Below are 13,658 nucleotides of genomic sequence, written 5' to 3'. Positions count from 1 at the left end.
CACAGGCAACGGCCCAGCCCGCCGAAGACCGTTCGCGGCAGGCCACTGACAGGCAGTCCTGGACGCAGGACTCACTATGGCTCAGTGAATAGGAACGGTGACTGCACTCGACGGGCACGGCTACTTGTCGGCGCCGGCCTTGGTGGTGTCCAACTCGGCCTGCGGCGGCGTGGTGGTGCGGGCGTGCAGGACCTTGCGGGCCTGTTCGGTGTCGAAGTCGTTCTCCCACTTGCCGATCACGATGGCGGCGACGGCGTTGCCGAGGACGTTGATGAAGACGCGGCCCTCGTTGAGGATGCGGTCGATGCCGACGATCAGGGAGAGGGCGGCGAGCGGGATGTGGCCGACCGCGGTGACGGTGCTGGCGAGGACGATGAACGCGCCGCCCGCGATCCCGGCGGTGCCCTTGCTGGTGAGCATCATGACGCCGACCATGATCAGCTGCTGCTGCCAGGACAGGTCGATGCCCATGGCTTGGGCCAGGAAGAGGGAGGCCATCGTGAGGTAGACCGCGGAGCCGTCCAGGTTGAAGGAGAACCCGGAGGGGATGACGATGCCGACCACAGGCCGGCCGATGCCGAGGATCTCCAGTTTGCGTACCAGCTGGGGCAGGACGGCCTCGCTGGAACAGGTGCTGAGGGCGACGAGCAGTTCGGCCTTGAGGAAGCGGATGAGGCCGAACAGGCTCAGGCGGCAGGCCCGCATGATGGCGCCGAGGACAACCAGGACGTAGACGATGCACGTCGCGGTGAACAGGATGATGAGGTAGCCGAGCTGTTTGAGGCTCTCGGCGCCGTAGGTGGCGACCACGGTGGCCAGGGCGCCGAAGGTGCCCAGGGGCGCGAGCCGCATCACCCAGCCCACGATGCGGAAGACGACGTCCGACAGCGCCTTGATGCCGCGGGTCAGCGGTGCCCCTTCCTCGCCGGCCATGTTCAGGGCCACACCGAAGACGATCGAGACCATCAGCGCGGACAGGATCGCATCTCCGGTGATCGCGCCCAGCAGGGAGGCGGGGATGAGGGAGGAGACGAAGCCGGTGAACGTGGCGTGCTCGGTGTCGGTCTTGGGCACGTCGTCGGCGTTCAGTGACGAGGGGTCGACGTGCAGGCCGGAGCCGGGCTGGAAGATGTTGGCGACGACCAGCCCGATCAGCATGGACGCCAGGGACAGCACCAGGAAGTAGCCGATCGCCTTCACACCGATCCGGCCCGCCTTGCGCAGGTTGTCCATGGAGGCGATGCCGGTGGTGACCACGCAGAAGACGACCGGGATCACGATCATCTTGACCAGCGCGATGAACCAGTCGTTGAGCGGCTTCAGGTCCTCACCCAGGCCGGGCGCGAGGATGCCGACAGCGATGCCGAGGACGGCGGCCAGGACGACCTGGAACCACAGCTCACGTATGAGACGGCTCAGCCGTGACCGCTGCGGGCGGCCGGCGGTGGCGGTGCTTGTCATCGTTGGTGCTCCCTTGCACGACGATCGTGTGTAGCCCTGTCCCGTGGGGGGTGCGGGGGACGCGACGCGGCTCGCGCGTCCCCGATCTCGTGTGTGGCGCCCGTATCCGGCGGCGCCGGCGACGGTGCCCGCCCGGTGGCGGGCGCGTCCGCGGTGGGGCGGCGGTCAGCTGTGCAGGGCGCGCAGCACCTTGTAGAAGGCGGCTTTGCTCTCGAAGCCGATGCCGGGGGTGTCGGTCAGGCCGACGCGGCTCTTCTCGACGACGGCGTCGTCGGCGAAGCCGCCGGTGGGCTGGAACTCGCCCGGGTAGGACTCGTTGCCGCCGAGCTTGAGGGCGGCTGCGATGTGCAGGGAGAACTGGTGCCCGCCGTGCGGGATGCAGCGCCTCGATGACCAGCCGTGCTGACGGAGCATGTCCTGGATGCGCAGGTACTCCACCAGACCGTAGGAGAGCGCGGGGTCGACCTGGATGGTGTCGCGGTCGGGGCGCAGGCCGCCGTAGCGGATCAGGTTGCGGGCGTCCTGGAGGGAGAAGAGGTTCTCGCCCGTGGCGATGGCGCCGGTGTAGTGCTCGGCGACGGTGGCGTTGAGGTGGTAGTCGAGCGGGTCGCCGATCTCCTCGTACCAGAACAGCCCGTAGGGCTCGATGGCCCGCCCGTACTCCAGGGCCGTGTTGAGGTCGAAGCGGCCGTTGACGTCGACGGCCAGCCGGGAGCCGTCGCCGTCCAGGACGTCGATGACGGCCTCGATACGGCGCAGGTCCTCCACCAGGTCGGCGCCGCCGATCTTCATCTTGACGACGTCGTAGCCCAGGTCGAGGAAGCCGCGCATCTCGTCCTGAAGGTCGGTGAGGGTCTTGCCCGGGGCGTAGTAGCCGCCGGCGGCGTAGACGAAGACGGAGTCGTCGGGCTGCCCGTCGCCGTAGCGCTCGGACAGATACCGGTACAGCGGCTTGCCCTCGATCTTGGAGGCCAGGTCGAACAGGGCCATGTCCACCACGCCGACCGCGACCGAGCGCTCGCCGTGCCCGCCGGGCTTCTCGTTGTTCATCATCACGTCCCACGCCCTGGCGTGGTCCAGGCCGCCCTGCTCGTCGAGCAGGCTGCCGGGCTCGGCCTCAAGGAGGCGGGGCAGGACCCGGCGGCGCAGGATCTCTCCGGCGCTGTAGCGGCCGTTGGAGTTGAAGCCGTAGCCCACCACGGGCTTGCCGTCCCGGATGACGTCGCTCTCGATCGCCACGATCGAACAGTCCATGGAGCTGAAGTCGATCCAGGCGTTGCGGATCGAGGAGCTGATCGGAACGACGCCCTCGTAGACGTTGGTGATCTTCACTGCGAAGCCTCTCTCATATCTTATAAGATGTGACGCCTGTTAGACTGAGCCGGTCCAATGAGGGATGTCAAGGGGTGGGGAATCTCCGGAAAGGAACGGTCAGGGGGCCATGGCAGGACCGAACCTGTTCTTCAGCAAGAGCGACCTCGCCTACGCGGAACTCCGCGATCGGATCCTCGCCGGCACGCTTCCTGCCGGGTCACGGCTCGCCCAGTACGACCTCGCCGAGTCCCTCAACATGAGCATCACGCCCCTGCGCGAGGCCATCCGCCGCCTCAGCAGCGAGGGACTCGTCACCGTCGAAACCCACCGCGACGTCCGAGTCTCCGTCATGAACTCGACCGAGGCCCGCCAGCTCTTCGAGGTCCGCCTGTCACTGGACCCGACCGCCGCCGAACTTGCCGCCCAGCGACGGACCGACGACGACATCGCCACGATGCAGGCCGCCGTCGACAAGCTTCTCCCCGTCACCCGCCAATGGGGGGAGGAGGCACTCACGGCCCACCGCGCCTTCCACCAGGCGCTGTACCGAGCCTCGCACAACGACGTCCTCATCCGTCTCCTGGACGACCTGTGGGACAAGTCCGATCGCTACCGGCGCCTCGGCCTCGAACTCCCGCCCGGTGACGAACCCCGCACCCGGGACCTTCAGGAGCACCACCAACTTGTCTCCCTGATCGTGGACGGCCGCGCCGCCGAAGCCGCCCAGCTGATGCGAGGCCACATCACCCACAGCCTCACCGCCACCGCCATCAGCGCCCTCGAAGACCGCGAGGGCATTCGCGTGACGTGACGCGCGGCGACCGGCGCCGTCGTGATGCATGGGGGGACCCCATCGCTGCGGAGCCGCACATTGATGCAGCCCCGCGCCCCTGAGCAGGGCCTGCGACCTCCCTAGGGGCGCGGTACCGCAACGGACTTCGGCAAGTTCGCGTAGCCGCCGGTCCGTCAGGTCACGGACGCGCCGTGAGATAGCCCCCCATCGTGCGGAAGTAGTCCGCCGCCGCGTGCTCCGTGCCGTCCTCGGTGCGGACGCGCTTCACGCAGAGGCCGCGCAGCTGTCCGTTCCTGGCCTCAGCTCCGGCGACGATGACCACGCCGTCGCCCTCGCGGATGAAGATGCGGCCGGGAGTGCCGCCGTAACGGGCTTTCGACACCGTTGCCTCGACGATGCGCAGGCGCTGGCCGCGGTGGTAGGTGAAGGCGTTGGGGTACGGGTCGCACTGGGCGCGTACCAGGCGCTCCAGGTCCTCGGCCGGCCAGGTCCAGTCGATCCGGCTGTCCTCGAGCGACCGCTTGTGGAAGAAGCTCGCCCGGCTACGGTCCTGCGGGATCCACTGCGCGCGGCCCGAGGCGATCAGGTCGAGCGACTCCGTCACGACCGGCGTGATCAGGTCGACGGTGCGGTGGAACAGATCGGTGACCGTGTCGGTGGCGCCCACCGGTACGGCTCGCTGCAACAGGATGTCGCCCGCGTCGAGTTCGGCGTTCATCCGGTGCGCCGTGACGCCGACTGCCCGCTCACCGTTGATCAGCGCCCAGATCAGCGGGGAGAAGCCCGCGTACGCCGGCAGCAGCGAGTCGTGGATGTTGAGCGTGCCGTGCGGCGGGAGGTCGAAGACCTCGGGGGGCAGCACGGTGCGCCAGTTGTTGGCGACGATCAGGTCCGGTTCCGCTTCCCGTAGCGCGGTGAGGAGTTCGGGGTCGTCGGGGCGGTTGCGCAGCAGCACCGGGATGCCGTGCTTCTCGGCGAGATCGGCCACCGAGTCGTCCCAGATCTTCTCGTATACGTGGTCGCTCTTGGGGTGGGTCACGGCCAGGACCACCTCGTGGTCGGACTCCAGCAGAGCCTGGAGCGTGCGGTGCCCCCAGGTCTGATAGCCGAACATGACGACCCGCATACTCGATCCTCTCCTAGAACACACCATTGCAAGGTAAGGCTAACCTTATTTAACATCAGTGGCGCCTAAGGGAAGGAAAGTTGCGGTGAACGCACTGCACGACGAACCGGACGCCATCCACGATGTGATCGGCGTGGGTTTTGGCCCGTCAAACCTCGCACTGGCCATCGCAGTCGAGGAACACAACTCCCGAGCCGCCCCCGAGAAGCGCATCCGAGCCCGGTTCCTGGAGCGTCAGCCGTCCTTCGGCTGGCACCGTGGCATGCTCATCGACGACGCCACGATGCAGGTGTCCTTCCTCAAGGACCTTGTCACGATGCGCAATCCGACCAGCGACTTCAGCTTCCTGTGCTTCCTGCGGGAGCGCGGCAGGCTCGTGGACTTCCTCAACGCGAAGACACTCTTCCCGCTGCGGATCGAGTTCCACGAGTACTTCGAGTGGGCCGCCGCCCGCATCGCGCACCAGGTCGACTACGGCGCCGAAGTCGTCTCCGTGGAGCCGGTACTGACCGAGGACGGAGAGGTCCGCTGGTTCGACGTCGTCAGCCGCGTCCCCGGCGCCCCCGAACGCACCGTCGTCCGCAGGGCTCGTAACATCTCGGTGGCCGTCGGCCTGGAGCCCCATCTCCCGCCGGGCACCGAGCTGTCGGACCGTATCTGGCACAACAGCCAACTGGTGCCGCGTGTACGCGAGTTGAACGACTCCGGCGCTTCGGTGGGCCGCATTCTGGTCCTCGGCGCAGGTCAGAGTGCCGCGGAGGCGGTCGACTATCTGCACCGTTCCTTCCCCGAGGCGGAGGTCTGCGCGGTCTTCGCCAAGTACGGGTACACACCCGCCGACGACAGCCCCTTTGCCAACCGGATCTTCGACCCGGAGGCCGTGGACGTCTACTTCCAGTCGACGCCCGAGGTCAAGCAGTCCCTGGTCGACTACCACCGCAGCACCAACTACTCGGTGGTCGACATGGACCTGATCGAGTCGCTGTACGCGACCATGTACCGCGAGAAGGTCCAGGGCAACGAACGTCTGCGCCTGCGCAACGTCTCCCGCATCCGGGACGTACGCACGCTGGACGACCGACTGGACGTCACCGTCGAGTTCCTGCCCACCGGCGAGCGGGAGGTGCTGTCCTCCGACCTGCTGGTCCATGCGACCGGCTACCGGCCCAGGGACCTCGAGACCTTGCTGGGCAGAACCGCGAAGCTCTGCCTGCGGGACGACGACGATGCCGTACGCGTGGGCCGCGACCATCGCGTGGAGGTCGCGCCCGAGGTCACCGCGGGCATCTACCTGCAGGGCGCGACCGAGCACACGCACGGTCTCACCTCCACCCTGCTGTCCACCACCGCCGTACGCTCCGGCGAGATCCTCGACTCCCTGCTCGCCCACCATGCGAGCGACGCGGCCGCGAGTATCAGTTCCTCGGCCAACGTCTCGGCCAATTCATCGGCCTGAAAGGGCAGTTCATCGTCGTGACGACGGCACGCGCGCGCGTGCCGTCGGACGGCGCTCGGGGCGGTCGCGTGCGCGCCCCGGGCTGGGCAGGCGCTTCGACTTAGGGTAGCCTCACCTAGGTTTTTCTCTTTGTCCGATCCCGGAGGGGTACGGGTGGGTCCTTCATATCCGTCGGGGCGGGACGTCCTGAGGGACACGGTCCGGGGTCAGCGACGTAACGTCGCGCTCGGCTCTCTCCTCGGTTCCGGGCACCAGGTCGGCGAGGCGCTGGTCCCGGTCCTGATCGGTATCGTGATCGACCAGGCCGTCACCGACTCCGACACCGGCGCCCTGTTCCTCTGGCTGGTGATCCTCGCCGTGGTCTATGTGGGGCTGGCGTTCAGCTTCCGCATCGGCGCCTGGTCCGGTGAAAAGGCCTCCGTGCAGGCCGAGCACGCGCTGCGGATCACTCTCGTACGAAGGGTCCTGGATCCCGGCGGCGGGGCGGAGGAGGGCCGGCTGCCCGGAGCGATGGCCAACATCGCGACCGAGGACGCCAAGCGGGTCGGTGCCGTCAACCTGGCGCTGATGTTCGGCATTTCGGCACTGATGGGCCTGCTCACCTGTGCCGTCGTCCTGCTGCGTACGTCGGTGCTACTCGGTCTGGTGGTGCTGCTCGGCACACCGGTCCTGCTCTGGCTCGGGCATCTGCTGAGCAAGCCGCTGGAGAGCCGCAGCGAGGCCGAGCAGGAGCGGGCGGCGCACGCCTCGGCTGTCGCCGCCGACCTGGTGGCCGGTCTGCGGATCCTGAAGGGCATCGGCGGCGAGTCGACGGCCATCGCCCGCTACCGCACCACCAGCCGCGACTCCCTGCAGGCCACCTTGCGGGCCGCACGCGCGCAGGCCTTCCAGAACGGCATGGTCCTGGCGCTGACCGGCTGCCTGATCGCCGTCGTCGCACTCGTCGGTGGCCGACTGGCCGCCCAAGGCAGCATCAGCCTGGGCGAGTTGGTGTCGGCGGTAGGGCTCGCGCTCTTCCTGCTCGGGCCCCTGGAGACGCTCGCCTGGGTCAACGCCGAGTTCGCGCAGGGCCGGGCCTCGGCCGCCCGGATCGCGGAGGTCCTTGCCACGCCGCACTCCGTCACGTCCGGTGGCCAAAGCCTGCCGCAGCAGGTGCGCGGCGCGGTCCGGCTGAGCGGGCTCAGCCACGGCGGGCTGCGCGAGGTGGACCTGGACATCGCGCCCGGCGAACTCCTCGGCGTGGTCGCGACCGACCCCGCGCACGCCGCCGACCTGCTGCGCTGCCTGTCCCGGCAGACCGACCCCGAAGCCGGAACGGTCGAACTGGACGGCGTGTCCCTGCGCGACCTGGATCCCGCTCAGATGCGTACGGCCCTGCTGGTGGCCGAGCACGACGCGGACCTCTTCGAAGGCACCGTCCGCGACAACGTCACCGCCGCGGCGCCCGACTCCCACGATGCGGAACCGGCGATGACGGCGGCCGGGGTGGCTCAAGTCGCGCAGACCCTGCCGGACGGCGAGGACACCGCGGTCAGTGAGCGCGGCCGGTCCCTCTCCGGCGGGCAACGCCAACGGGTCGCTCTCGCCCGCGCGTTGGCGGCCGACCGGCCCGTGCTGGTGGTCCACGATCCGACCACCGCGGTCGACACGGTGACCGAGGCCCGGATCGCGACCGGCTTGAGGGAGATCCGCAAGGGCCGCACCACGGTGCTCGTGACCACCAGCCCCGCACTGCTCGCGGTCACCGACCGGGTGGTGCTGCTCGACGACGGCCGGATCACCGACACGGCCCCGCACACCGATCTGGTACGCCGTCATGAGGCGTACCGCGCGGCGGTGTTGTCATGAGCGACACCTCGGGAAACGAGAACAACGGGAACAAGGCAGCGATGACCGGTACAGACCCCGGCCCCGATACGGACGAGCAGGCGCCCGGCACCCGGGAACTGCTGCCCACGGCGACCGGGGCCCGCACCCGTGCCGCCGTTCGCGAACTGGTGCGTCCGCGCCGCGGTTTGGCCCTCGGCAGCTTCGCGGTGATGGTCGCGGCCACCGGTGTGGGTCTGCTCGTCCAGCCGCTCCTTGGCCGCATCGTGGACGTGGTGGCCGAGGGTCGCCCGCCCGGGGATGTGACGACTCCGGTCGTCCTCCTGGTGCTGGTCGCCCTCGCCCAGGGCGGCACCACCGCGCTGGGCCTGACGCTGGTCTCCCGGCTCGGCGAGACCCTGCTGGCGCAACTGCGCGAGCGGTTCGTGGAGAAGGCGCTGCGGCTGCCGCTGGAACAGGTGGAGAAGGCGGGCGCGGGAGACCTCACCGCCCGGGTGACCCGGGACGTATCGGTGGTGGCCGAGGCGGTGCGCAACGCCCTGCCCGAACTGGCCCGCTCCCTGCTGGCCATCGTGCTGACGCTGGGCGCGATGGCGGCGCTGGACTGGCGTTTCCTGCTCGCGGCCCTCCTCGCGGTGCCCGTCCAGGCGCACACCGCCCGTTGGTACGTACGCAATGCCGTGCCGCTCTATGCCCGTCAGCGCATCGCGACCGGAGCTCAGCAGCAGCAGCTCCTCGACACCATCGCGGGGGCCGGCACGGTACGGGCGTTCCGGCTGGAGGAGCAGCACACCACGCATGTGACCCGGCGTTCGTCGGCGGCGGTCGAGCTGACGCTGCGCGGAGTGAAGCTGGTGCTGCGGTTCTACAACCGGCTGCACGTGGCCGAGTACACCGGCCTCGCCGCGGTCCTCGTCACCGGGTTCCTGCTGGTGCGCGCCGACTCGGTGTCCATCGGCACCGCGACCGCCGCGGCCCTGTACTTCCACAGCCTGTTCGCCCCGATCAACTCCGCGCTGGTACTGCTCGACGACGCGCAGTCGGCGACCGCCGCGCTCGCCCGGCTGGTCGGGGTCGCCGACCAGCCGGACCCCGAGCCGGAAGAGGCGGCGAATCCTCACAAGCGGCGGGAGCCGGGCACGGCGGCGGACGGCACTGTCACCGTGATCGGCATCGACCACGCGTACGAGCCCGGCCGTCCCGTCCTGCACGAGGTGGACCTGACGCTCCGCGCCGGCGAACGCGTGGCCCTGGTCGGCCCGAGCGGCGCGGGCAAGACGACCCTGGCCAAGCTCATCGCGGGCGTGCACGCCCCGACGTCCGGCTCGGTGCATCTGACCGGCGCCGGAGCGTACGGCGACGGCGAGAGTCTGCCGGTGGCGCTGGTCACGCAGGAGACCCACGTCTTCGCCGGTTCGCTCGCGGAGGATCTGCGCCTGGCGCGGGCCGACGCCACCGACGACGAGCTGCGCACGGCCCTGGCCACCGTGGAGGCCTTGGACTGGGTCGAAACGCTGCCCGAGGGCCTGGACACGGTCGTGGGCGAGGGCGGACACCGCCTCACGCCCGCCCAGGTCCAGCAACTCGCCCTGGCGCGGCTGGTGTTGGCCGATCCCCCGGTGGCCGTGCTCGACGAGGCGACCGCCGAGGCCGGGAGCACCGGAGCCCGGCTGCTGGAGCGGGCGGCCGACCGGGCGGTCGAGGGCCGCACGGCGCTGGTCGTCGCACACCGCCTCACCCAGGCCGCGGCCGCGGACCGGATCGTCGTCATGGACGGCGGCCGGATCGTGGAGAGCGGCACCCATGACGAGCTGTGCGCGGCGGGCGGGACCTACGCCTCCCTGTGGGAGGCCTGGTCCGATACGCGCAGCACAGTCGATCAGCCCCCCACGCAGCAGCACCGTCCCGACACAACCACCACCATGAAGGACCACTGATGCTCGGCTCTCTCAGAGGCACACGCCTCGCCGCGGCGCTCGTCTCCGCGCTACTGCTCTTCACCACCGCCTGCGGCTCGGGAGATGATTCCGAGGGATCCGCAGAGAACGCAGGGAACAAGGAATCCGCGAACAGCGCCTTCCCGGTGTCCATCCCGCACAAGTACGGCAGCACCTCCATCAAGGCGGAGCCCAAGCGGATCGTCACGGTCGGTCTGACCGACCAGGACGCCGTGCTCGCCCTGGGCAAGGTGCCCGTCGGCACCACCGAGTGGCTCGGCGGCTACAAGGGCGCCATCGGCCCCTGGGCCGCCGACAAGCTGGGCAGCAAGAAGGCCCCGACCGTGCTGACGGACACCGGCACCGGACCGCAGACGGAGAAGATCGCCGCGCTCAAGCCCGACCTGATCCTCGCGGTCTACGGGGGGCTGACCAAGGAGCAGTACGAGACCCTGTCGAAGTTCGCGCCGGTGGTGGCCCAGCCGAAGGCGTACAACGACTTCGGCGTCCCGTGGCAGGAGCAGACCGAGATCATCGGCAAGGCGCTCGGCCAGGAGACGGAGGCGAAGGAGCTCGTCGAGGGCGTCCAGGCCGACTTCAAGAAGGCGGCCGAGGACAACCCGGACTTCGCCGGGAAGACCGCCGTGATGGCGACCCCGTACGAGGGCATGTTCGTCTTCGGTAGCCAGGACGCGCGCTCCCGGCTGCTCACGGATCTCGGCTTCAAGCTGCCGACCGACCTGGACAAGGTCATCGGCGACGAGTTCGGCGCCAACATCAGCAAGGAGCGCACCGATCTGCTGGACACGGACGCCCTCGTGTGGATCGTCTCCGACGTGGCCAAGGACGAGGCCAAGCTCAACAAGGACGCCCTCTACGCCGATCTGAACGTGGCGAAGCAGGACCGTGAGGTCTTCGTCAAGGAGGCGAGCGACTACGGAAATTCCGTGTCCTTCGTGTCGGTGCTGAGCCTGCCGTACATGCTCGAGCGCCTGGTGCCGCAGCTGGCCGCGGCCGTGGACGGCGACACCGCGACGAAGGTGGAGCAGCCGGCGTCCTGAATACACCGGCTGCTCCGGTGGAAGCGCAGTTCGACGCTGCGGGTCCGTTGTGGCTGGTCGCGCAGTTCTCCGCGCCCCTGAAAGGAAGGCCTGCGGCCTTCTTTCAGGGGCGCGGCGCCCATGATTAGGTTAGGCTAACCTTACTAATCTGAGGGTAAGCATCAGGGGGATTCGCCATGGGTTTACCGGTCGTCGACTCGTACCCCATGCCCGACCGTTCCGCGCTTCCCGCGTCATCGCCGTCCTGGACGATCGACCCGGCACGGGCCGCCCTGCTGATGCACGACATGCAGAACCACTACGTCCAGGCGTTTCCGGCAGGCTCCTCCCCCGTCGTGGAACTCATCGACAACATCACCACCCTGCGCGAACTCGCCGGCACACTCGGCATGCCGGTGATCTTCAGCGCGGAACCGGCCGAGCAGCGCGCCGGTCGGCAGGGGCAGTTGAGCGACGTCTGGGGGCCGGGTACGGTCCCCGAACCCGACGCCGCCTCGATCGTCCCGCAGCTCACGCCACGGGCGGGCGAACACCTGCTGGTCAACGTGCGGCACAACGCCTTTCTCCGCAGCCATCTCGGCCGGCTGCTGCGCTCCACCGGGCGGGACCAGCTGATCCTGTGCGGAGTGCGGGCGCACCTCGGCATACTGCTGACGGCGGCGGACGCCTTCATGCACGACATCCAGCCGTTCGTCGTGGCCGACGCGGTGGCGGACTTCTCCGCCGAGGACCACTCCATGGCGCTGCGGTGGATCGCGCGTACGGGCGTCGTGTGCACCACGAACCAGCTGTTGCGCGAACTCCTGCACCGCAGGGCCGCGCACGACACATCAGCGACAGTCCGGCCCGTTCATGAGCAGAGGCGCCCGGGTTAGCTGTTGCTCTCCCGGCCGTCGACGTACGTCGTCACCACCTCGATGTCCCCGATGCGTGAGGTGTCGACCCGCCTCGGGTCGTCTCCCAGCACGACCAGGTCGGCGCGCTTGCCCGGGGTGAGACTGCCCGCGACGGAGTCCCAGTGGCAGGCGTAGGCCCCGCCGACGGTGTACGCCCGCAGGGCCTCGTCGACGGTGACGGACTCGTCCGGGCCGATCACCTGTCCCGACTCCGAGGCCCGCTCGACCATGAACTGGACGGCCCGCAGCGGCGATCCGTCCGCGACGGGCCGGTCGGAGCTGCCCACCAGCGTGATGCCGTGATCGAGGAATCCCCTCCCCCGGTACATCCACGGTGCCCGTTCCTCGCCCATGATCGACGCGTAGTCGTCGCCGAAATAGCGCAGGAAGTTCGGCTGGACCACGGCGCTCACGCCGAGCCGCGCCATGCGGGACAGCTGGTCGGGCCGGATCAGCCCCGCGTGTTCGATGCGGTGCCGCGCGCCCGGGCGCGGCCGGAGGTGATGCGCCCGTTCCAGGGCGTCCAGGGCGACGTCGGCCGCGCGGTCGCCGATGGCGTGGACGGCGAGCTGCCAGCCGCCGAGATGACCGGCCACGATCGTGTCCGCGAGCGCCTCGGGGTCGTCCTGCAACTGCCCTGCGTGGTCCAGGCCTTCGTACGGGCTGCTGAGCGCGGCCGTGCGGGCCATCATGCCGCCGTCGGTGTAGATCTTCAGCGCGCCCACGGAGAGCCATTCGTCCCCGAAGCCGGTGCGCAGTCCGAGGTCGAGGGCGCGCGGGATGCCGTCGTCCTCGTGCGCGGCCACCTCCTTCAGCCGGTCCGCTGCCACCATGAGCTGCACCCGCAGCGGCAACTTCCCTTGCTCGCGGGCGAGTTGGTAGGCACCCAGCTCGACCGGACTGTGTCCGAACAGGGCGCCGCCGATGCCCGCCTCGGCGCAGGCCGTGACCCCCTCGGCCAGGCAGACCCGGGCCGCGCGCCCGATCGCCTCCGCCAACTCCTCCTGGGAGTACGGCAGTCGCAGCGCCCGCGCGGCTCCCATGGCGCCCTCGGCGAGGAAGCCGTCCTCGTGCGGCACCTGGGCGGGCAGCAGGTCCAGGACCGCGGTGTTGACCACACAACCGTGTCCGGAGTCGTGCAGCAGGTACACCTTGCGCCCCTCGCTGACCTTGTCCAGCTCGGTGGCGGTCAGATGGCGGCCAAGGGCCCGCTGGTCGTACCCCACGAGATGCGCCCAGCCGCCGGGCGGCGTGCCCGCCACGGCGGCCGCAACCACTGCGAGCACGTCCTCGACCGAGGTGCACGGCGCGACGCTCGGGGTGGCCGCCTTGAAACCGGTCCACGCCAGGTGCACATGGCTGTCGATGAACCCGGGCAGCACGGTGGCGCCCTGGAGATCCACCACCCGGCGCGCGGGCAGCCCGGTCACCGCCTCGTCCAGGCCCACGATCCGGCCCTCCCAGATGCCCAGGTCGTGGGCGACGGGGTGGTCCGGGTCCATGGTCAGGATGTGCGCGTTGGTGAGTCTGGTGCTGAGCATCGGGTCAGCCGGTCCGCTCCATCCGCTCCACCAGACTCGTGGGTCGCATGTCGGTCCAGTTGGTCTCGATGTAGTCGAGGCACTCCTGACGTGGGCCGGGGCCGTGGGCGACGGTCCAGCCCGCGGGGACGTCCACGAAGTCGGGCCAGAGGCTGTGCTGGCCCTCGTCGTTGACGAGTACGGAGTAGACGCCGTCGGGGTTCTCGAACGGGTTGGTGTTGCCGCTGCTCATGCGGTGATCCTCCT

11 protein-coding genes are annotated in these 13,658 nt (G+C 69.5%); 6 read left to right on the top strand and 5 right to left on the bottom strand.

Going from position 1 to position 13,658, the window contains the following annotated elements; translation table 11 throughout:
• Positions 1 to 120: 120 nt before the first annotated feature.
• A complete protein-coding gene (locus OP79_RS31710; protein ID WP_106972523.1) occupies positions 121 to 1,461 on the bottom strand; it encodes a cation:dicarboxylate symporter family transporter in 1,341 nt (446 codons plus the stop codon).
• 165 nt (positions 1,462 to 1,626) lie between these two features.
• Entirely contained in the window at positions 1,627 to 2,793 is a 1,167-nt protein-coding gene (locus OP79_RS31705) for a mandelate racemase/muconate lactonizing enzyme family protein (RefSeq protein WP_033325071.1), read from the bottom strand.
• Between the two features lie 109 nt (positions 2,794 to 2,902).
• Between OP79_RS31705 and OP79_RS31700 the strand changes: the two genes are divergently transcribed.
• Complete coding sequence (locus OP79_RS31700; protein ID WP_033325070.1) at positions 2,903 to 3,586, top strand: GntR family transcriptional regulator; 684 nt, start codon at positions 2,903 to 2,905, stop codon at positions 3,584 to 3,586.
• 160 nt (positions 3,587 to 3,746) lie between these two features.
• On the opposite strand, the gene OP79_RS31695 is transcribed toward OP79_RS31700, so the two are convergent.
• On the bottom strand, positions 3,747 to 4,694 hold the full coding sequence (locus OP79_RS31695) for a methionyl-tRNA formyltransferase (RefSeq protein ID WP_033325069.1): 948 nt from the start codon (positions 4,692 to 4,694) through the stop codon (positions 3,747 to 3,749).
• 85 nt (positions 4,695 to 4,779) lie between these two features.
• On the opposite strand from OP79_RS31695, the gene OP79_RS31690 reads away from it, so the two are divergent.
• The 5 genes from OP79_RS31690 to OP79_RS31670 all read left to right on the top strand — a co-directional run bounded on the left by OP79_RS31690 (position 4,780) and on the right by OP79_RS31670 (position 11,850).
• Positions 4,780 to 6,150 (top strand): lysine N(6)-hydroxylase/L-ornithine N(5)-oxygenase family protein, encoded by a 1,371-nt coding sequence (locus OP79_RS31690; protein ID WP_051745064.1) that lies wholly within the window; start codon positions 4,780 to 4,782, stop codon positions 6,148 to 6,150.
• Between the two features lie 153 nt (positions 6,151 to 6,303).
• On the top strand, positions 6,304 to 7,998 hold the full coding sequence (locus OP79_RS31685) for an ABC transporter ATP-binding protein (RefSeq protein WP_033325068.1): 1,695 nt from the start codon (positions 6,304 to 6,306) through the stop codon (positions 7,996 to 7,998).
• Between the two features lie 41 nt (positions 7,999 to 8,039).
• Positions 8,040 to 9,914 (top strand): ABC transporter ATP-binding protein, encoded by a 1,875-nt coding sequence (locus tag OP79_RS31680; RefSeq protein WP_033325095.1) that lies wholly within the window; start codon positions 8,040 to 8,042, stop codon positions 9,912 to 9,914.
• Positions 9,914 to 10,975: an iron-siderophore ABC transporter substrate-binding protein gene (locus tag OP79_RS31675; protein ID WP_033325067.1), complete on the top strand. Its 1,062-nt coding sequence runs from the start codon at positions 9,914 to 9,916 to the stop codon at positions 10,973 to 10,975. The genes OP79_RS31680 and OP79_RS31675 overlap by 1 nt, the downstream gene beginning before the upstream one ends.
• 176 nt (positions 10,976 to 11,151) lie before the next feature.
• Positions 11,152 to 11,850 carry an isochorismatase family protein gene (locus OP79_RS31670; protein WP_245685516.1) on the top strand — a complete coding sequence of 233 codons (699 nt, stop codon included), beginning with the start codon at positions 11,152 to 11,154 and terminating at the stop codon, positions 11,848 to 11,850.
• Here OP79_RS31670 and OP79_RS31665 read toward each other — a convergent pair.
• Positions 11,847 to 13,412, bottom strand: coding sequence for an amidohydrolase (locus OP79_RS31665; protein WP_033325066.1), 1,566 nt, complete (start codon positions 13,410 to 13,412; stop codon positions 11,847 to 11,849). The genes OP79_RS31670 and OP79_RS31665 overlap by 4 nt on opposite strands.
• Positions 13,413 to 13,416: 4 nt before the next feature.
• Positions 13,417 to 13,644, bottom strand: a complete 228-nt coding sequence (locus OP79_RS31660) for an MbtH family protein (protein ID WP_033325065.1) — start codon at positions 13,642 to 13,644, stop codon at positions 13,417 to 13,419.
• Between the last annotated feature and the right edge of the window lie 14 nt (positions 13,645 to 13,658).

It is taken from the genome of Streptomyces yerevanensis (assembly GCF_000716805.1).
GTDB classification, from domain to species: domain Bacteria; phylum Actinomycetota; class Actinomycetes; order Streptomycetales; family Streptomycetaceae; genus Streptomyces; species Streptomyces flaveus.
This window is presented reverse-complemented; position numbering and strand designations above follow the sequence as displayed.

What these genes read in the sequence shown, in the direction of transcription:
- OP79_RS31710 (WP_106972523.1), bottom strand. Translation starts at nt 1,461, where the DNA reads ATGACAAGCACCGCCACCGCCGGCCGCCCGCAGCGGTCACGGCTGAGC.
- OP79_RS31700 (WP_033325070.1), top strand. Translation starts at nt 2,903, where the DNA reads ATGGCAGGACCGAACCTGTTCTTCAGCAAGAGCGACCTCGCCTACGCG.
- OP79_RS31695 (WP_033325069.1), bottom strand. Translation starts at nt 4,694, where the DNA reads ATGCGGGTCGTCATGTTCGGCTATCAGACCTGGGGGCACCGCACGCTC.
- OP79_RS31680 (WP_033325095.1), top strand. Translation starts at nt 8,040, where the DNA reads ATGACCGGTACAGACCCCGGCCCCGATACGGACGAGCAGGCGCCCGGC.
- OP79_RS31675 (WP_033325067.1), top strand. Translation starts at nt 9,914, where the DNA reads ATGCTCGGCTCTCTCAGAGGCACACGCCTCGCCGCGGCGCTCGTCTCC.
- OP79_RS31670 (WP_245685516.1), top strand. Translation starts at nt 11,152, where the DNA reads ATGGGTTTACCGGTCGTCGACTCGTACCCCATGCCCGACCGTTCCGCG.
- OP79_RS31665 (WP_033325066.1), bottom strand. Translation starts at nt 13,412, where the DNA reads ATGCTCAGCACCAGACTCACCAACGCGCACATCCTGACCATGGACCCG.
- OP79_RS31660 (WP_033325065.1), bottom strand. Translation starts at nt 13,644, where the DNA reads ATGAGCAGCGGCAACACCAACCCGTTCGAGAACCCCGACGGCGTCTAC.